The following is an 18,061-nucleotide window of genomic DNA, read 5'->3' on the forward strand; positions in this document are numbered from 1 at the left end:
CCCTTAGCTGTAGGTTAAGATCAATGATTCTATCTATCAATGCAATCAACCTGAGCTTACGGTCAAAAAAATGCGAAATAGTAACCATTGGTTTTGTAAGGATATTACGGATTTAATACACCAAAATACCGGTTCCTATAACAGCAACGGCTGCACCAACCCAAGCATATCGATTGGGACGTTGTTTGGTATAAAGCCAAATAATCGGTAATAACATAATTGGTGTGGTAGAGGACAATAAAGCGACCATACCGACATTGCCATCTTTTAGTGCATACATGATAAGAGTCATTCCCACAGCCATAGCAAGAAAACCATTAATTAAAGTAATACCAAAAATAGACTTAGTCATTGGGTTAGGGGCGCGAGATGCTCGATAACCGGTAAGTCGAAGGGCACTATGAGCAGCGAAGGCAGCAATCATCCGAATTGCAGAGGCGGCGATGGGGTCGATTGCCGTTACCATGACAGGTTTGGCAATAATACCTCCAAGAGCTTGGCAGATAGCAGAAGTAATACCGAGTGTGATGCCAATACCAATATGACCACTGACCGTATCAAGAGAATGCTTTTTACCACGAAAGAAAATAGCCATTAAGACACCAGAAAAAACCAATACTGAGCCGAGCAGTTCCAGTTTTGTCATACTTTCGCCAAATAAAAAATAACCGAGTGTGGCCGAAAAGACAGCATGGCAGGAAAACAGCAACCCTGATTGCCTCGGACCCATTCGATTTAAACAGGCAAATAAAGCGGTGTCACCAATAAAAATGCCAATGAAGCCAGATAATGCCATAGGAAAAACATCACTACTGGCTACGCTATTCCACCCTCCTGTGAATAGTGCAAATCCACCTAGCATCAGCGATGTACATCCCATACGCCAGCGGCTATAGGCAAATGAGCCAAGATGACGAGAAGGAACAACAGACATCAACCCCGCAATTGCCCATAGTAAGGCAGCGGCTAACGCAAGCCACTCATAACCCATAGAGAATCCTATAACAATGAATAGAGAAGAAATTGAGGCTAAATATGCCACTTATTAAGATAAAGTAGTAGGGGTTATTGATGAGTGCCCGAAGAGCGAGTTTTATTCGCTCCTAGGCTATGTTACTGACTTTCAACGTAGGATGACTATATCTTCAAATCAGTGCCTTACCTAAGAGCGAAACCATTCTCGCTAAAACAGCATTTTGAAGTTACTTGGGTATAAAAAAGGCCCGAGCAATACTCGAGCCTAATCGTTCTAGATTTGTTATTACTGCATTACTGTGCTTTATGGGAGTAAGCTGTTCCCATTAGAGTCGTGCTGCCTGTTCGCATGCTTTCATCGAAATGAACAGCATCACGGGCGAATAAGTTTATCACCGTTGATCCCAGTTTAAAGCGACCCATCTCTTGCCCTTTTTCTAGATGAATGGCTTTTTCGCCTTCATTTGGGTAATTCCAACGATAAACACTGTTACCGCGAGGTGGAGTGATGGTTCCTGCCCAAACAACTTCAATGCTACCAACGATAGTGGCACCTACCAATACTTGTGCCATCGGGCCAAATTCTGTATCAAAGATACAAACAACACGCTCATTGCGTGCGAATAGGTTTGGGACATTTTCAGCGGTCAGTGGGTTCACTGAAAATAGATCGCCAGGTACGTAAATCATTTGGCGTAATGTACCAGCACATGGCATGTGCACTCGGTGGTAGTCACTTGGAGATAAATAAATCGTTGCAAAGTCACCATCAATAAACTCTTTGGCTAATTCGGCATCACCGCCTAAAAGTTCTTGAGCAGAAAAATCATGACCTTTTGCTTGAATGAGCTTGCCATTGTTCATGTAACCAAATTGACTTACGCAGCCATCAGCTGGGTGAGTTAAGACGTCTTCATCTTCAATTACAGGTCGTACACCTGGTTTCAGCTCACGAACAAAAAATTCATTAAATGTGTTGAAGTGTTTTGGATCTGAATGTAATGCTTCATCCATATTCACTTTATATTGTTTGATAAACCAACGGATTACTGCGGTGGTTAGACGTCCTGCTTTTGCTGAAGCAAGCTTGCCGACTAAACGGGTTAAACCATGTTGTGGAATCCAATATTGGAGTCCAACTTTAATTTTATCCATTGCTTGTCATTCCAATGTCTTGTCATCTGGGCGCGAAATAGTACTGAAAAAACCAAAAAATGTCAGTCTTTGTCTATGTCGTGCCCTTCAAAATTAATCGTAATGTCGCTCAAATAAAGCTTAATCGCTCGACTTAAAGGTCAGCTTTTTTGCTTTTTGAGTACTGACGGTTGGCTTTATTTTCATCCATACTTTCGATAATACGATGGTAATTATCAAAACGAATCGCGCTGATCTCACCATCCTCAACGGCCTGACGAATTAAGCAGCCAGGGTCGTCGCCATGTTTACAATCGCGAAATTTACAGCCGCCTAAATAAGGACGAAACTCTTTATAAGCTTCGGTAATATCATCAGGCTCTAAGTGCCACAAACCAAATTCGCGCACTCCTGGAGAGTCGATTAAATCGCCACCTGAAGGAATATGATATAGACGAGCCGCCGTTGTTGTATGCTGGCCCAAGCCCGAGTTTTCCGAGATTTCACCTTCTTCGGCTATCCAATCAGTATTAGGCATCAGAGCATTCACCAAACTCGATTTACCAACGCCAGATTGGCCTACGAAGATGTTAATTTTGTCACGTAGCAGTGACTCTAATTCTTCAATGCCTTCACCGGTCTCTTTACTGACGTATAGGACTCGATAACCTATCGTTTTATAGATGCTTAGCCATTCTTGATACAGTTCAGCCAATTCATCGTTAAGTAAATCAATCTTATTCAATACGATAAGTGGTTCGATAGCCAGTGTCTCAGAGGCAATCAAGTATCGGTCTACAATATTGAGTGATAATTCTGGTAATACGGAGGAAATGATCACCATTTGATCAACGTTAGCGGCAACGGGTTTCAAACCGTCATAATAATCGGGGCGAGTTAATACCGAAGAACGAGGTTCTACTGCTTCTACTACACCAGAAATTCCAGCTAGGGTTTCAATACCCGGGCGCCAAATTACCTTGTCACCAGATACCAATGTTTCAATGCCACGTCGCATATTACAACGGTGTACTTCGCCAGTATCGAGATCTTCAATATCCGCATGTTGACCAAAACGGGTAATCACCAAACCGTTTTTGGCGTTCTCTAGCATGGATTCATCCCATTGAACGGTCTCTTCCTGTTTGAGTCGCTTATGTTGATTGCTTCTTACTCGCCGTACTTGGCCTTTAGTCAGCTTTTTTCTTTTTGCCACTATGCGTATCTTTATCTTGAGAATGTAATGTTGTCGGCTGCATGTATAACAGCTGACGCGGTGAAATCCAAGATAGCGCAGTATCTTGGTACTTCGAATTTATGTATAGTACCTTTTTTAATGATAATCCCATATAGGCACCTATCTATGTCATATAGCGAACAGAATCTTATCTGGATCGATTTGGAGATGACAGGCCTCGATCCTGAAACGCACAAAATAATTGAAATTGCGAGTATCGTGACTGATAGCGAGTTGAATATTCTTGCTGAAGGCCCCGTACTTGCTATTCACCAACCAGAATTAGAGTTGGCGAAGATGGATGAATGGTGTACCACAACTCATACAGCAAGTGGTTTAGTTGATCGCATTCGCGCAAGTTCTGTCACCGAAGAACAAGCCGTTGAGCAAACCATTGCCTTTTTAGAAAAATGGGTGCCAAAAGGTAAATCTCCTATTTGTGGCAATAGTATTGGCCAAGACCGTCGATTTTTATATAAACATATGCCACTACTCGAAGAGTATTTTCATTATCGATATGTTGATGTGAGTACGATTAAAGAGCTAACTCGTCGCTGGAAACCTGAAGTGTTAGATGGCTTTTCTAAACAAGGTAGTCACTTAGCTCTGGATGATATTAGAGAATCCATTGCAGAGTTAAAGTATTATCGTCAGCACGTGTTCGCTATTTAAAGATCACGTTAAGATCCAATCTTAGGGTGTTTCCTTGGGCTGCTAGGTTGGTATTGAATCTTTTTTGTATGCTTTTTCATCACTTATGAAAAAAAATCTCTTTTTTTGCATGTAAGGACTTGCATCACAAAAAAATGCTCTTATAATTCGCAGCCCTAACGACGGGGAATACTCGTTGTTACTTTGCGACACTAGCTCAGTTGGTAGAGCGCAACCTTGCCAAGGTTGAGGTCACGAGTTCGAACCTCGTGTGTCGCTCCAGTTTCCTTCTTGTAAAAGAAGAAAGTTTTCATCGTACTTTAACGATGACACCGGACGCGGGGTGGAGCAGCTTGGTAGCTCGTCGGGCTCATAACCCGAAGGTCGTTGGTTCAAATCCGGCCCCCGCAACCATATTCTAACGATTTGTTTAATGACAGATTGTTAATGCGACACTAGCTCAGTTGGTAGAGCGCAACCTTGCCAAGGTTGAGGTCACGAGTTCGAACCTCGTGTGTCGCTCCAGTTTCCTTCTTGTAAAAGAAGAAAGTTTTCATCGTACTTTAACGATGACACCGGACGCGGGGTGGAGCAGCTTGGTAGCTCGTCGGGCTCATAACCCGAAGGTCGTTGGTTCAAATCCGGCCCCCGCAACCACATTTTAACGATTTGTTTAATGACAGATTGTGAATGCGACACTAGCTCAGTTGGTAGAGCGCAACCTTGCCAAGGTTGAGGTCACGAGTTCGAACCTCGTGTGTCGCTCCAGTTTCCTTCTTGTAAAAGAAGAGAGTTTTCATCGTACTTTAACGATGCACAATATACGGACGCGGGGTGGAGCAGCTTGGTAGCTCGTCGGGCTCATAACCCGAAGGTCGTCAGTTCAAATCTGGCCCCCGCAACCACATTCCAACGATTTGTCGAGAGACAGGTTGTGAATGCGACACTAGCTCAGTTGGTAGAGCGCAACCTTGCCAAGGTTGAGGTCACGAGTTCGAACCTCGTGTGTCGCTCCAGTTTCCTTCTTGTAAAAGAAGAGAGTCTTCATCGTACTTCAACGATGCACAATATACGGACGCGGGGTGGAGCAGCTTGGTAGCTCGTCGGGCTCATAACCCGAAGGTCGTCAGTTCAAATCTGGCCCCCGCAACCACATTCCAACGATTTGTCGAGAGACAGGTTGTGAATGCGACACTAGCTCAGTTGGTAGAGCGCAACCTTGCCAAGGTTGAGGTCACGAGTTCGAACCTCGTGTGTCGCTCCAGTTTCCTTCTTGTAAAAGAAGAGAGTCTTCATCGTACTTCAACGATGCACAATATACGGACGCGGGGTGGAGCAGCTTGGTAGCTCGTCGGGCTCATAACCCGAAGGTCGTCAGTTCAAATCTGGCCCCCGCAACCAACTTCCCACATTGTTATGTGGATCACAAAGAGAATTTTTCCAGTCTATCTGGTTGTGCTAGATTTAAGTTCTCACCGTGAATGCTCTTTCTTAATGCTGTGAAGCATCATTCCCCTTGAGTCAGTTCTTCTACAGAGTTCTAAGAAATTAGTCCACTGCTAGAAGCGTTGTGCTTACAGAACTTCCATAACTTCTATACGTATAATCAACAGACTTATCCACAAAATATCCTTGTGGATAACTTGGTGTATAAAGTGTTTTTGTGTGTTGAAAAATGGTTGTATGTCTAGGATCTTTTTTGGTATATCAGTTTTTTTAATTGGAAGTATTCTAGCTTAACTTGTTGTTTTTTATTAAGTTATTTGTTTTTTTAATTGTCTCAAATCTGTAAGAAAACGATCATTAACTGAAAAACACTTGATCCTAATCATTTCCTGCTGTTGTGACTAACTTTTGGTGGGGTAGGAAAAACGTGCATCATAAAAACTTTTTCCACACTTTGATTTTGTTTTTGTTGTCAAGTTAAATAACGAGAAAATTATCGACTTTATTAAGCATCTCTCGGTAGTCCTTTTTCTACAATACGAATAAGGCGAGCTTTCTTTCGATCTTTAAATGGCAATTGTTCTTGTTGTTGGGTCAGTGCCCAATCAATATGTGGGTCTAATAGCTCTGAATGGCCTTTAGCTTGCTCCAATGTCTCAATAATTTGCTGACTGTACGGTGCGTTACCCATTGCAATAATAATATTGCGGCGCCATTGCTCATGCCCAATACGGCGAATGGCTGAACCTTCCATATTTTTTAAAAATGTTTTTTCATCCCAAGCAAATAATGCGAGTAAGTCAGGATCATGGAGAGCTTGGCGTCGATGGAAATCACTCTGTTCTGTTAGGTGCGCGAATCTATTCCACGGGCAGACTAATTGGCAATCGTCACAGCCATAAATACGGTTACCCATCAGTGATCGAAATTCTTCCGGAATAACACCGCTGTATTCTATGGTCAGATACGAGATGCAACGTCGTGCATCAACAATTCCTTCCTCGACGATAGCGTTCGTTGGGCAGGATGTCATACAAGCAGTACATTTACCGCATTGGTTTTCTGATGGGGTATCGATAGGTAGTGGTATATCAACGAGTAACTCGCCAAGAAAGAACCATGAGCCAGCACCTTCGTCTAAAATTAATGAGTGCTTGCCAGTCCATCCTAGTCCTGCTTTTTGAGCTAGGGGGCGTTCTAATATTGGAGCAGAGTCAACAAACGGTCGAAAACCCAGTTCTCCTGTTTCTGCTTTTATTTTTTCCCCCAGCTTTTTGAGCTGATTTCGTACCAGCTTATGGTAATCTCGTCCCAGAGCATATCGACTAATATAAGCTTCACTGGCATTATTGAGGTTTGAGGCGAAATGAGCATCTGGTGGAAGGTAATCCATACGAACGCTGATGACTCGCAATGTACCAGGTAATAATTCTGCTGGTCTTGCGCGCATCATGCCATGTCGTGCCATCCAATCCATTTCTCCGTGATAACCTTTATCAAGCCATTGCTGGAGAGGTGCTTCGTGCTCTGTAAGATCAACATCGCAGATCCCGGCCTTGGCGAACCCTAATTCGTGAGCCCAAAATTTTATTTTTTTGGCGAGCGCTTGATAGTCCATCAGGTATCTACTAGTTAATAGGGAAATGTAAAGGGCGTGGATTTTAACGGATCCTATATCAAGGATCTAGTAAGTTGATCATAGCGTTTTGACATGAAACTAGGGATGTTTTTCTGTTTGCTTACAGAAGATCTCTTGTTAATCAATTCCACTACAGTTTACTATTCTGGTTCTTTGGCATTTTCCGCCATTAGGCATTTTTTGAGAAAGTATTACATGAACACCAAGACCTTTACATTAAAGAATGAAAAAGACACAGTTGCATTGGGAACGGCGTTATCACGCTTATGTTCTCAACAAACCACTCTCTATCTCTATGGCGATCTTGGTGCTGGAAAAACAACATTTAGTCGTGGCTTTATTCAATCTTTAGGGCACAACGGCAATGTAAAAAGCCCGACCTACACTTTAGTGGAGCCATACCAATTAGAACAATGGAGTGTTTACCACTTTGATCTTTACCGCTTGGCCGATCCTGAAGAACTTGAGTTTATGGGGATTCGGGACTATTTCACTCCAGATGCTATTTGTCTGGTGGAATGGCCAGATAAAGGTCAGGGGATGTTACCGCAACCAGATATCACTATCGATATTCGTTATGATGGTGAGCAACGTCAGGCCGAACTTACGGCAAACAATGAATATGGATGTGCTTTATTAAGCCAGTTGGAGTTATGTTGATTGTTAATCGTTTCCGTACCATCGTTTTATTAATAACGTTTTTTATCACTGTTTTCACTTCTTCGGTGTATGCCAATGTATTAGAAGGTATTAGGGTTTGGCCCTCACCTGATGAGACTCGAGTAGTGATGGATGTTAAGTCCGAAGTAACATTTAGCTATTTTACTTTAAGCAGTCCAAGTCGTTTGGTGGTTGACTTACAAGATACGTCGTTAAAAGCCAAGTTGCCAATGAAGGTCACTGATAGCGCAATATTAACCAAAATACGGTCAAGTTCATCACCAAAGAAAGGGACCTATCGGCTGGTGTTGGAATTAAAAAAGCATATTTCAGCTAATATATTTAAGCTTCCTCCAACGCCTGGTGGTCAGTATGGGCACCGTTTGGTCATCGATTTACCAAACAAAACTAAAAAGCAGCAAGCGTTATCTAACAACAATCCGATTCAAAAGTTAAAGGTGAGTCGTGATGCTTCTCAGTTAGCGGGCAATGCGGATATTATCGTCGCGGTGGATCCTGGTCACGGCGGAGAAGATCCTGGTTCGATTGGTCCGGGACATAAATTTGAAAAGAATGTCACGCTGAGTATTGCCAAAAAGCTAGCCAACTTAATTGATCGTGTTCCCGGTATGAAAGCGATTCTAACGCGTAAAGGCGATTATTATGTCAGTTTGAATAAACGAACTGAGATTGCTCGCCAACATGGGGCGTATTTACTCGTTTCAATTCACGCGGATGCATTTAACTCCCCTAAACCACGTGGTGCATCAGTTTTCGTGTTAAATACTCGTCGTGCGAACACTGAAATAGCTCGTTGGGTAGAAAACCACGAAGAGCAATCTGAGTTATTAGGTGGGGCTGGGGCGGTGCTAGCGAAAAACAATCGCGATCGAAATGTGAGTCAAACCCTGCTGGATTTACAATTTAGCCATTCGCAAAAAGAAGGCTATAAATTGGCTTCTGATATCGTTCACAATTTAGCGCAAGTGACGCATTTACATCGAAGTAAACCAGTAAATGCTAGTCTTGCAGTTTTGAAATCTCCTGATATTCCATCAGTGTTGGTTGAAACAGGCTTTATTTCCAATCCTACTGAAGAGAGATTGCTGTTTCAACGGAGTCACCAAGATAAGCTTGCTCGTGCTGTTGCGACAGCGGTAGTGCAATATTTTAAAGATAATCCTCCAGTAGGGACGTTATTTGCTAATCGTAATAAAACACATAATTACCGGGTACAAAGTGGTGATTCACTGTCAGTGATTGCCCAGCGTTATGGTATGTCTGTATCGGCAATAAAAAATGAGAATAAACTAAAAAACAATACTTTATCAGTTGGGCAAATCTTAAAAATTCCTGGAGGAGAAACATCTTTAAAAGTGCCTCAGGTTGAGAACCCAGTTGAGACTGAAACCATTACTCATACTGTAAGTCGTGGCGAGTATTTAGGTCGAATCGCTCAAAAATACAAAGTATCCGTTGCTGATATCAAGCGGGAAAACCAGTTGCGCAGTAATTCTTTGAATGTGGGTCAAAAGCTTAAAATCACCGTGAGCTTGAAAGATAAGCCATTGCGTAAACATAAAGTCTCACGTGGTGACTTTTTAGGGAAAATTGCCAATGAATATAACGTGAGTGTGAACAGTATTCGAACTGCCAACCATTTGCGTTCAGACTCATTGGCTATCGGGCAGATATTAATTATTCCGAATAAGTAGAGTCGTTAGAGGCTTTGCAAATAACTTAAGTATAGAAACCATTATGGCTATTCAAATTTTACCCGCTCGTTTAGCAAACCAAATCGCTGCTGGAGAGGTGGTGGAAAGGCCAGCTTCCGTCGTTAAAGAGCTGGTGGAAAACAGTTTGGATTCAGGCGCTACTCGTATCGACATCGATATTGAAAAAGGAGGCGCTAAGCTTATTCGCATTCGCGATAATGGTTCGGGTATTCCTAAAGATGAGTTATCACTCGCGTTAAGTCGTCATGCGACATCGAAGATTCATAATCTTGATGATCTAGAAGCTATTATGAGTTTGGGATTTCGCGGGGAGGCGTTAGCGAGTATTAGCTCTGTTGCTCGTTTAACATTAACTTCTCGTACAACGACACAAGAAGAAGCGTGGTCTGCGTACAGTGAAGGGCGTGATATGGCTGTCAAGTTGCAACCTGCCGCCCATCCTGTTGGAACGTCAGTTGAAGTTCTCGATCTGTTTTTTAATACGCCAGCGCGGCGTAAATTTCTACGCACAGAAAAAACCGAATTTACTCATATTGATGAGCTAATTAAGCGTATTGCCCTTAGCCGGTTTGATGTTACCTTGAATCTACGTCATAACGGAAAAATGGTGCGCCAATATCGGGCAACGAAAACTCGATTACAGGAAGAAAAGCGGATTGGGGCGGTTTGTGGCAATGCATTTGTGCGCAATATGCTGCGGATTGATCTAGAGCATCAAGGTCTTAAACTCTCGGGTTGGATCACGACACCTGAAGGTGCTCGCCAGCAAAGCGATTTACAGTACTGCTATGTGAATGGCCGCATGATGAAAGATAAGCTGATCAACCACGCGATTAGACAAAGTTACGAAACCAGTCTGAAGCCTGATCAATACGCAACGTATGTGCTATTTATTGAGGTTGATCCGCATCAGGTCGACGTTAATGTCCATCCAGCTAAGCATGAAGTGCGTTTTCATCAAGCCCGCTTAGTTCATGATTTTATCTATCAAGCTTTGACTAGTGCCTTAGCTCAAGGTCAGCATATCGATGCGCCAGCACATAATGAAGCTGCGTTTTATCAGCCTCATGACTCTGATATGCCTGACTCGACCCGTGAACAAGGCGATCCTCGCCATTGGCAGGCTGATAAAACCCCAGCTTATCCTGGGCAAAAAGACTATCAGAAGCCTAAAGAGCAGCACTCTTCAATCCAAACGTCCAAGCCTCAGGTTCAGATGCAAGATGTAACCGATACATCTATTGCTGAGCCGCCGGCAAAGAGTTTTAGCGATGAGATGCCTTATCGTAGCTCTAAACAACCGAATGCGAGTGGGGCGAAAAAGGGGCGCGAAAAGTACAATTCGGATTCACCTTCAGCAAATGAAGTGCGTGTTTATCAACAGTTATTGCAGACTCCACAATTGAAAGAGTCGGCGTCTAATATTGTGAGTGATTATCAAGAACAATCGCTACCAATCGAAAAATTAGGCAAAGCTATAACGGTTGTCAAAGGGCAGTATTTGGTGATGGGAACGCCTCAAGGTTGTGTGCTTGTTTCATTGAATCACGCCAACTGGCTAAAAACACGTGGTCAATTGAATGTGGGACAAGGTGCGCTAAAAAGCCAACCGCTGCTTGTTCCGTTGGCGGTAAAAGTGTCTCCAAGTGAAGCGGCTGCCATTGAGATTTATCATGAGTTATTAATGACTTTCGGTATTGATCTTCAAATACGCTCCAAGCAAAGCATTATGGTAATGGGAGTCCCTCAACCATTAAGGCAGCAAAATCTACAAAATTTAGTACCAGATCTGTTATCTTACGCCTCTTCAACACTGGATCAGACGGAAAAGCGGTTAGATCGTGATAGTTTAGCCACTTGGTTGAGCAATTATGTGAAACTGGATAAAACTGACTACACTCTATCAGAAGGTATTCAGTTGATTTCAGAAATTGAGCAGTTGTGGCAAGGTGAATTACCTTTGCACGATAGCCATTTTGTCCGATCTGTAGATTTTTCAGCGACTATTGCAGCATTGAATTCATGACCAAACAACTACCTCTAGCATTATTTCTCATGGGACCGACCGCATCGGGGAAAACAGATCTTGCGATTCGGTTAAGACAACGATTTCCTGTTGAGATCATTAGTGTTGATTCTGCTTTGATCTATAAAACGATGGATATAGGTACGGCTAAACCGACGGCTGAAGAGTTAGAGCAAGCCCCGCATCGATTGATTGATATTCTCGATCCAAAAGATTCCTACTCTGCGGCAGACTTTCGGCAAGACGCATTGGATGAAATGGAAAAGATTGTAAACCAAGGAAAAATTCCGTTACTTGTGGGCGGAACCATGCTTTATTACAAAGCTCTGTTACAAGGTTTGTCTCCATTACCCGCAGCAGATCCCAAAATTCGTCAACAAATCGAGCAAGAAGCATTGACTAAGGGCTGGTCGATCTTGCACGATGAGCTGAAGGCGATCGATCCTGTATCAGCGGATAGAATTCATCCAAATGATCCACAAAGATTGTCACGGGCGTTGGAAGTTTATCGAATTTCAGGTAAAACTTTAACTGAACTGACTGAAACGAAAGGAGATGCTATACCTTATCGTGTTAAGCAGTTTGCAATTGCTCCCAAGGAAAGGGCTGAACTGCATCGTCGTATAGAACTACGTTTTGAAAAAATGATCGAAGCGGGATTTGAAGAAGAAGTTAGAGCGCTACATGAGCGACAAGATCTTCACCCAGACTTACCTTCGATTCGTTGTGTAGGCTATCGTCAGATGTGGGATTATTTAGACGGAAACGGTAGTTTAGACGAAGCGATCTTTCGTGGTGTCTGTGCTACCCGTCAATTGGCCAAGCGACAGATCACCTGGTTACGCAGCTGGGATGATTTAACTTGGTTAGATAGCGAAAACATTGATCAAGCTTTAGAAACTGTTTCAAATGCAATAGCATCTAGTTGATTAAGCTGTGTATAATGGGATCGCTTTTGCGTAATGTGCCCTGTAAAGGATCCGTTACTTGAAGTCGGCCTTATGTGCCCCAACAAACGGATTAGGGTGTTTTCATTCGTTTAGCTCAGATGTGAAGGCCGCACAGAACTTTAGTGCACCACTAGCTAAATAATTACTACAAAATACAAAATAAGGAAAAAAAAATGGCTAAGGGGCAATCTCTACAAGACCCATTCTTAAATGCACTACGTCGCGAGCGTATCCCTGTATCAATCTATTTAGTGAACGGTATCAAACTACAAGGTCAGATTGAGTCATTTGATCAATTTGTGATCTTGCTGAAAAACACTGTAAATCAAATGGTATACAAACACGCAATTTCAACTGTGGTACCTGCTCGTCCAGTTAGTCATCACAGTGCTGAGCGTCCTGCACAGGATCGTCCATCTGACAAAACAGAAGACTAATTAATATTAATACTTTTCAAACATTAAGGAGTTGATCGCTTGTTTGACCGTTATGAAGCCGGGGAGCGAGCCGTACTTGTTCATATCAACTTCACGCAAGAGGGTGAATGGGAAGATCTTAGCGAATGTGAAATGCTAGTTTCTTCTGCCGGAGTAGAAGTGATGCAGGTTGTTACCGGTAGTCGCCAATCTCCGCACCCTAAGTATTATGTTGGTGAAGGTAAAGCCCAAGAAATCGCAGATGCAGTGCACCGTACTGCATCTGATGTTGTTATCTTTAACCACGCACTATCTCCCGCTCAAGAACGTAACTTAGAAATGTTATGTCAATGTCGAGTGATTGACCGTACAGGTCTAATCCTTGATATTTTCGCCCAGCGCGCACGAACTCACGAAGGTAAATTACAAGTTGAATTGGCTCAATTACGCCATTTATCGACTCGCCTTGTCCGTGGTTGGACGCACTTGGAGCGTCAGAAAGGTGGTATTGGTTTGCGTGGTCCGGGTGAAACCCAGTTAGAAACTGACCGACGTTTACTGCGTGAACGTATAAAAGCTATCTTACGTCGTTTAGACAAGGTAGCAAAGCAACGAGAACAAGGGCGTCGAGCACGAAACCGAGCAGAGATCCCTACGCTTTCGTTAGTGGGATACACCAACGCCGGTAAATCGACTTTATTTAACCGTATCACAGAGGCTGGGGTATATGCAGCAGACCAACTGTTTGCCACATTGGACCCGACGCTACGTAAAATTGAGTTGGATGAAATAGGTCCAGCTATTTTGGCTGATACGGTAGGTTTTATTCGACATCTACCCCATGATCTTGTCGCGGCTTTTAAAGCTACGTTACAAGAAACGCAAGAAGCTGACATTTTGTTACATGTTGTTGATGCCAGTGATGACCGCTTTCGTGAGAACATAGAAGCGGTAAATGATGTACTAGTAGAGATTGAAGCGAATGAAGTTCCAACTTTATTAGTCATGAATAAAATTGATAGTTTAGATCACCAACAGCCACGTATTGAACGTGATGATGAAGGTGTGCCAAAAGCCGTGTACGTATCTGCCATGGCCGGTGATGGCATTGATTTGCTGTTCGATGCATTGAGCGAACGTTTAGCAAAACAAATGGTTCAATATGACTTGAAGATACCGCCGCAACATCAAGGGCGTATCCGTAGCACTTTCTTCGAAATGAACTCGATTAAAACAGAAGAATATGATCCAGAAGGCAATTTGTTAATTACAGTTCGTATGCAACAGGCAGATTGGTCTAGACTAGAGAAAAGAGAACAGGCAGTTTTATCTGACTTTATAGTTACTTAAATGACTGCTAGAGTATAACGTCATATCAAATGATGGAGCTTTCTAATGGCGTGGAATGAGCCTGGTAATAACAACGGCAACAATGGTGGCCGCGATAATGACCCATGGGGTAACAATAATCGTGGTAACAACGGTGGCCGTGAACAAGGTCCTCCAGATTTAGACGAAGTGTTCAATAAGCTAAGTCAAAAGCTCGGGGGCAAGTTTGGTAAGAAGGGGAGCGGTAAAGGACCTTCGTTTTCTAATGGCGGAGCAGTCGGTATCGGTGTCATCGCTCTTATCGCTGTCCTCATTTGGTTCTTTGCTGGCTTTTATACCATCGGTGAAGCTGAACGTGGGGTTGTCCTGCGGCTCGGTAAATACGATCGTATTGTCGATCCTGGTCTAAACTGGCGTCCGCGCTTTGTTGATCAAGTGACTCCAGTTAACGTTCAGGCAATTCGTTCTCTTCGTGCATCAGGACTGATGTTAACAAAAGATGAGAATGTTGTGACCGTTTCTATGGATGTTCAGTATCGAGTTTCGGATCCTTACAAATACTTATTTGTTGTGACCAATGCTGACGATAGTTTGCGTCAGGCAACTGATTCTGCGCTGCGTGCAGTGATTGGTGACTCATTGATGGATAGTATCTTGACGAGTGGACGTCAACAGATTCGTCAAACCACTCAAGAGACACTCAACGATATTATCGATACTTATGGTATGGGTATCACGATAGTTGATGTGAACTTCCAATCAGCACGTCCACCTGAGCAGGTGAAAGATGCGTTTGATGATGCTATTGCTGCTCGAGAAGATGAAGAACGCTTTATTCGTGAAGCTGAAGCATACAAAAATGAGATCTTACCTAAGGCAACCGGTCGTGCAGAACGTTTGAAGAAGGAAGCTCAGGGTTACAGCGAACGTGTTGTTAATGGCGCTATTGGTCAGGTTGCTCAGTTTGAACAATTGCTTCCTGAATATGAAGCTGCACCTAAAGTTACTCGCGAACGTCTATACCTAGACGCGATGGAAAAAGTGTACTCAAGTACTTCTAAAGTCATGGTCGACTCTAAATCGAGTGGTAACATGTTGTACTTACCAATTGATAAGATCATGGAAAATGCGGGCAAACCAACAACGAAGAAAACGGATAACACCGATTCAACGTCTGTTTATGACCAAATAAAAGCTGAGTCACAACACTCTGATAGTAAGAAGAATGCGTCAGATTCCGCATCTCGTAGTAACGATACACGTCAAGGGAGATACTAAGCATGCGTAAATTACTTATCCCTGCAGTTGTCGTTGTTTTAGCGTTGCTGTTAATGTCGATGTTCGTTATTCCAGAAGGTGAACGAGGCATTGTGATTCGATTCGGTAAAGTGCTTAAAGAAAATGAAAGTTCAGTCGCGCAAATTTATAATCCTGGACTTCATTTTAAATTACCTTTGTTCGATCGAGTGAAAACACTAGATGCTCGTATTCAAACAATGGATGGTAGAGCAGACCGCTTTGTTACGGCAGAGAAAAAAGATGTCATCATCGATTCTTACGTAAAATGGCGTATCCAAGACTTTGGTCGTTATTACCTAGCAACAGGCGGCGGTAATGCATTAACTGCAGAAGCGTTGCTTGAACGTAAGGTAACGGACGTATTACGTTCTGAAATTGGTGCTCGTGAAATTAAGCAGATTGTTTCAGGTCCTCGTAATGATGATGTGCTTCCTGCAAGTTCAGATGCTGACGTAGTGACAACTGAAGCAGCAAAAGAAGCATTAGAGGTTGATGGTCAGCGTGATCAAATCATGGCTGATGTACTGACTGACACTCGTAAGAGTGCTGCAAAAGATTTAGGTGTATATGTTGTTGATTTCCGTATGAAGAAAATCAACCTACCTGATGAAATCAGTGAATCAATCTATCGTCGTATGAGAGCTGAACGTGAATCCGTTGCACGTAAGCACCGTTCACAAGGCCGTGAAAAAGCGGAAGTGATACGTGCTCAAGCAGAACTTGAAGTATCGACGATCTTAGCTGAGGCGGATAAAACTGCTCGAGTTACTCGCGGTGAAGCAGATGCTAAAGCGGCAAAAATTTATGCCAAAGCTTACAATGAAGACCCAGAGTTCTTTACGTTCTTGCGTTCGCTTCAGGCGTACGAAAAATCGTTTAATGATAAGAATGATGTGTTAGTACTTGATCCAAGTAGTGATTTCTTCAAATACATGAAGGATCCGAAAGGCGCTACTGCGAAATAGTACCGTATTCATTGTTTTAAGTTGAAAAAGAGAGGCTCCTGTGGGAGCCTCTCTTTTTTGTTTGTGACAGGTAGAAAGTAATGGCAACAACCATCTTTGGGGTTTTAGGTGTCGTGTTAATTATTGAAGGGCTAGGACCATTAATTGCGCCCAACGGTTGGCGTCAAATGATTGCTCAAATTAGCCAACAATCCGATCATCAACTACGTCGTATGGGCGGGTGTTTAGTGGTTGCCGGTATCGTGATTGCCCACTTTTTCCTGTAACGAAGCAAGAACTATTTAGTAATGGGGTGGAGGAGTCTCTTCAGATGGATCCGCCAAGTTCGAGGTGCTCATCGACTTAATTTTACCAACCATGTACTTCATCTGATCTTGCATTTTGGTGATGAGTAACTGTTGTTGAGTCAAAGCATCGTTAAGATCGCTAATCGTTTGCTCTTGAAAGGCCATTTGGCATTCCAAATCATCGATACGTTGTTCTAGTTTAGTTATCTGTTCGTCTTTCATTGTTACTCTTCAAACTGCCAAGCTTCGGCTATACCTGCTGATGTTGCTGAGATAATGCGTTGCTGTTTATCAATAGCCGCATCATACACTACCGCCCTTGGTGGGCGCGCATCTTTTCTCGGTTTTGTGTCGAAACTATCGAGGCGTTTTCCTGTTTGCGTATTCCAAATTTCGACTCGACTTGACGGTGTACCAGTGATTAAGTAACGACCATCATCAGAAAAACGAGCTGAGCTGAAAATAAGTTGACGGGAAAAGCTTTTCAATTGAGCTTGTTTCTTTCCTGTTTTTAAATTCCAGATATAGGCATCTTTACCATCATCTGAGGTGAAGGCATATAAACCGTCACGCTGCAATGCGACTCTATTCACTCTGTGTTCATGTTCAAAGGTTAATATGATCTGGCCGGTGTGGGTATCCCATAAGAACGCATTATGGTCGTTACCACCGGTTAAGGCATAGTGACCGTTGGGAGATAGAGCGACAGTATTCACTTTTTCGCGGTGAGCAAGGAACTCTAAGCGGCGCCCGGTGACTAAGTCGACGTAGATTGCTTTTCCATTGGACAAACCGAGTAAGACTTGTTGACCATCACTTGAGATATCAACGTCACGAATTAGGCCATCTGAGATAGACCAAAGTCCTTTGGCTTGTGTCATTCCTAAGTCCCAAACAGCAAAGTTGATTTGGGAGGCTGTGATGGCATAGCGATCATTATCAGAAATGCGGATATTGGTTACAGTGGTTGCTTCTTGGTCTTGAGCACCTAAATCGGCTAGCTGTTTACGTTGGGTAAGATCCCACAGTAATAGCTGATGTTCTTTTGAATAAATAAGAGCAAAACGGCCATCACGACTTAGACCAAAAGCCGTCGAACCATTGGGTTCAAGATCCCACTCTTCGACAGAGTGGCTTGTGAAAAAGCATCCATTTAACGTCACTATGACAAACAGATACAGGATGAAATGAGAAATTAACTGTTTCAAGTTTAATAATCCGTTAAGTATCAAGACAATCGAATAACATCAAGTTATATTGGTACAACTGTGTGTTGTGCACCACTGCAAACCTCATTTTTGTGCACAATCC

16 protein-coding genes and 10 tRNA genes are annotated in these 18,061 nt (G+C 42.9%); 20 read left to right on the top strand and 6 right to left on the bottom strand.

Annotated features, from left to right (window positions below; translation table 11 throughout):
- Window positions 1-112: 112 nt before the first annotated feature.
- From I1A42_RS12155 to rsgA, 3 genes are all read right to left on the bottom strand, one after another.
- On the bottom strand, window positions 113-991 hold the full coding sequence (locus tag I1A42_RS12155) for a DMT family transporter (RefSeq protein ID WP_161157155.1): 879 nt from the start codon (window positions 989-991) through the stop codon (window positions 113-115).
- A 278-nt stretch (window positions 992-1,269) separates the two neighbouring features.
- Window positions 1,270-2,130: an archaetidylserine decarboxylase gene (gene asd, locus I1A42_RS12160; protein ID WP_196123617.1), complete on the bottom strand. Its 861-nt coding sequence runs from the start codon at window positions 2,128-2,130 to the stop codon at window positions 1,270-1,272.
- A gap of 133 nt (window positions 2,131-2,263) precedes the next feature.
- Window positions 2,264-3,325 carry a small ribosomal subunit biogenesis GTPase RsgA gene (gene rsgA / locus I1A42_RS12165; RefSeq protein WP_161157153.1) on the bottom strand — a complete coding sequence of 354 codons (1,062 nt, stop codon included), beginning with the start codon at window positions 3,323-3,325 and terminating at the stop codon, window positions 2,264-2,266.
- A 147-nt stretch (window positions 3,326-3,472) separates the two neighbouring features.
- Between rsgA and orn the strand changes: the two genes are divergently transcribed.
- The 11 genes from orn to I1A42_RS12220 all read left to right on the top strand — a co-directional run bounded on the left by orn (window position 3,473) and on the right by I1A42_RS12220 (window position 5,398).
- Window positions 3,473-4,018 (top strand): oligoribonuclease, encoded by a 546-nt coding sequence (gene orn, locus I1A42_RS12170; RefSeq protein ID WP_161157152.1) that lies wholly within the window; start codon window positions 3,473-3,475, stop codon window positions 4,016-4,018.
- A 185-nt stretch (window positions 4,019-4,203) separates the two neighbouring features.
- A tRNA-Gly gene (locus tag I1A42_RS12175) sits at window positions 4,204-4,279 on the top strand.
- A gap of 55 nt (window positions 4,280-4,334) precedes the next feature.
- Window positions 4,335-4,411, top strand: a tRNA-Met gene (locus I1A42_RS12180).
- A gap of 35 nt (window positions 4,412-4,446) precedes the next feature.
- Window positions 4,447-4,522, top strand: a tRNA-Gly gene (locus tag I1A42_RS12185).
- Between the two features lie 55 nt (window positions 4,523-4,577).
- A tRNA-Met gene (locus tag I1A42_RS12190) sits at window positions 4,578-4,654 on the top strand.
- Window positions 4,655-4,689: 35 nt separating this feature from the next.
- A tRNA-Gly gene (locus tag I1A42_RS12195) sits at window positions 4,690-4,765 on the top strand.
- Window positions 4,766-4,825: 60 nt separating this feature from the next.
- Window positions 4,826-4,902 (top strand) — tRNA-Met (locus I1A42_RS12200).
- A gap of 35 nt (window positions 4,903-4,937) precedes the next feature.
- Window positions 4,938-5,013, top strand: a tRNA-Gly gene (locus I1A42_RS12205).
- A gap of 60 nt (window positions 5,014-5,073) precedes the next feature.
- Window positions 5,074-5,150 (top strand) — tRNA-Met (locus tag I1A42_RS12210).
- 35 nt (window positions 5,151-5,185) lie between these two features.
- Window positions 5,186-5,261, top strand: a tRNA-Gly gene (locus I1A42_RS12215).
- Window positions 5,262-5,321: 60 nt separating this feature from the next.
- Window positions 5,322-5,398, top strand: a tRNA-Met gene (locus I1A42_RS12220).
- 550 nt (window positions 5,399-5,948) lie between these two features.
- On the opposite strand, the gene queG is transcribed toward I1A42_RS12220, so the two are convergent.
- A complete protein-coding gene (gene queG / locus I1A42_RS12225; protein WP_196123618.1) occupies window positions 5,949-7,061 on the bottom strand; it encodes a tRNA epoxyqueuosine(34) reductase QueG in 1,113 nt (370 codons plus the stop codon).
- Window positions 7,062-7,277: 216 nt separating this feature from the next.
- Between queG and tsaE the strand changes: the two genes are divergently transcribed.
- From tsaE to I1A42_RS12270, 9 genes are all read left to right on the top strand, one after another.
- The gene (tsaE, locus tag I1A42_RS12230) at window positions 7,278-7,742 is read left to right on the top strand and encodes a tRNA (adenosine(37)-N6)-threonylcarbamoyltransferase complex ATPase subunit type 1 TsaE (protein ID WP_161157150.1); all 465 of its coding nucleotides are present in this window, start codon (window positions 7,278-7,280) and stop codon (window positions 7,740-7,742) included.
- Complete coding sequence (locus I1A42_RS12235) at window positions 7,736-9,457, top strand: N-acetylmuramoyl-L-alanine amidase (protein WP_196123619.1); 1,722 nt, start codon at window positions 7,736-7,738, stop codon at window positions 9,455-9,457. The genes tsaE and I1A42_RS12235 overlap by 7 nt, the downstream gene beginning before the upstream one ends.
- 43 nt (window positions 9,458-9,500) lie before the next feature.
- Window positions 9,501-11,504, top strand: coding sequence for a DNA mismatch repair endonuclease MutL (gene mutL, locus I1A42_RS12240; RefSeq protein WP_196123620.1), 2,004 nt, complete (start codon window positions 9,501-9,503; stop codon window positions 11,502-11,504).
- Window positions 11,501-12,433: a tRNA (adenosine(37)-N6)-dimethylallyltransferase MiaA gene (gene miaA, locus I1A42_RS12245; RefSeq protein ID WP_161157147.1), complete on the top strand. Its 933-nt coding sequence runs from the start codon at window positions 11,501-11,503 to the stop codon at window positions 12,431-12,433. Before mutL ends, miaA begins: the two co-directional genes overlap by 4 nt.
- 194 nt (window positions 12,434-12,627) lie before the next feature.
- Complete coding sequence (gene hfq / locus I1A42_RS12250; RefSeq protein WP_161157146.1) at window positions 12,628-12,891, top strand: RNA chaperone Hfq; 264 nt, start codon at window positions 12,628-12,630, stop codon at window positions 12,889-12,891.
- A gap of 39 nt (window positions 12,892-12,930) precedes the next feature.
- The gene (gene hflX / locus I1A42_RS12255) at window positions 12,931-14,220 is read left to right on the top strand and encodes a ribosome rescue GTPase HflX (RefSeq protein WP_196123621.1); all 1,290 of its coding nucleotides are present in this window, start codon (window positions 12,931-12,933) and stop codon (window positions 14,218-14,220) included.
- A gap of 45 nt (window positions 14,221-14,265) precedes the next feature.
- On the top strand, window positions 14,266-15,477 hold the full coding sequence (gene hflK, locus I1A42_RS12260; protein WP_196123622.1) for an FtsH protease activity modulator HflK: 1,212 nt from the start codon (window positions 14,266-14,268) through the stop codon (window positions 15,475-15,477).
- A gap of 2 nt (window positions 15,478-15,479) precedes the next feature.
- Window positions 15,480-16,463 (top strand): protease modulator HflC, encoded by a 984-nt coding sequence (hflC, locus tag I1A42_RS12265; protein WP_161157143.1) that lies wholly within the window; start codon window positions 15,480-15,482, stop codon window positions 16,461-16,463.
- Window positions 16,464-16,543: 80 nt separating this feature from the next.
- Window positions 16,544-16,729 (top strand): DUF2065 domain-containing protein, encoded by a 186-nt coding sequence (locus I1A42_RS12270; RefSeq protein ID WP_161157142.1) that lies wholly within the window; start codon window positions 16,544-16,546, stop codon window positions 16,727-16,729.
- A 15-nt stretch (window positions 16,730-16,744) separates the two neighbouring features.
- On the opposite strand, the gene I1A42_RS12275 is transcribed toward I1A42_RS12270, so the two are convergent.
- Window positions 16,745-16,972, bottom strand: coding sequence for a SlyX family protein (locus I1A42_RS12275; protein WP_161157141.1), 228 nt, complete (start codon window positions 16,970-16,972; stop codon window positions 16,745-16,747).
- Window positions 16,973-16,974: 2 nt separating this feature from the next.
- Window positions 16,975-17,958: a WD40 repeat domain-containing protein gene (locus tag I1A42_RS12280; RefSeq protein ID WP_161157140.1), complete on the bottom strand. Its 984-nt coding sequence runs from the start codon at window positions 17,956-17,958 to the stop codon at window positions 16,975-16,977.
- Between the last annotated feature and the right edge of the window lie 103 nt (window positions 17,959-18,061).

This window comes from Vibrio nitrifigilis, assembly GCF_015686695.1.
GTDB lineage: Bacteria > Pseudomonadota > Gammaproteobacteria > Enterobacterales > Vibrionaceae > Vibrio > Vibrio nitrifigilis.

Excerpts from the sequence above, each read along its gene's own strand:
- mutL (WP_196123620.1), top strand. The coding sequence starts at position 9,501 with ATGGCTATTCAAATTTTACCCGCTCGTTTAGCAAACCAAATCGCTGCT.
- asd (WP_196123617.1), bottom strand. The coding sequence starts at position 2,130 with ATGGATAAAATTAAAGTTGGACTCCAATATTGGATTCCACAACATGGT.
- hfq (WP_161157146.1), top strand. The coding sequence starts at position 12,628 with ATGGCTAAGGGGCAATCTCTACAAGACCCATTCTTAAATGCACTACGT.
- hflC (WP_161157143.1), top strand. The coding sequence starts at position 15,480 with ATGCGTAAATTACTTATCCCTGCAGTTGTCGTTGTTTTAGCGTTGCTG.
- orn (WP_161157152.1), top strand. The coding sequence starts at position 3,473 with ATGTCATATAGCGAACAGAATCTTATCTGGATCGATTTGGAGATGACA.
- I1A42_RS12235 (WP_196123619.1), top strand. The coding sequence starts at position 7,736 with ATGTTGATTGTTAATCGTTTCCGTACCATCGTTTTATTAATAACGTTT.
- I1A42_RS12155 (WP_161157155.1), bottom strand. The coding sequence starts at position 991 with ATGGGTTATGAGTGGCTTGCGTTAGCCGCTGCCTTACTATGGGCAATT.
- miaA (WP_161157147.1), top strand. The coding sequence starts at position 11,501 with ATGACCAAACAACTACCTCTAGCATTATTTCTCATGGGACCGACCGCA.
- I1A42_RS12275 (WP_161157141.1), bottom strand. The coding sequence starts at position 16,972 with ATGAAAGACGAACAGATAACTAAACTAGAACAACGTATCGATGATTTG.
- tsaE (WP_161157150.1), top strand. The coding sequence starts at position 7,278 with ATGAACACCAAGACCTTTACATTAAAGAATGAAAAAGACACAGTTGCA.
- hflK (WP_196123622.1), top strand. The coding sequence starts at position 14,266 with ATGGCGTGGAATGAGCCTGGTAATAACAACGGCAACAATGGTGGCCGC.
- queG (WP_196123618.1), bottom strand. The coding sequence starts at position 7,061 with ATGGACTATCAAGCGCTCGCCAAAAAAATAAAATTTTGGGCTCACGAA.
- I1A42_RS12270 (WP_161157142.1), top strand. The coding sequence starts at position 16,544 with ATGGCAACAACCATCTTTGGGGTTTTAGGTGTCGTGTTAATTATTGAA.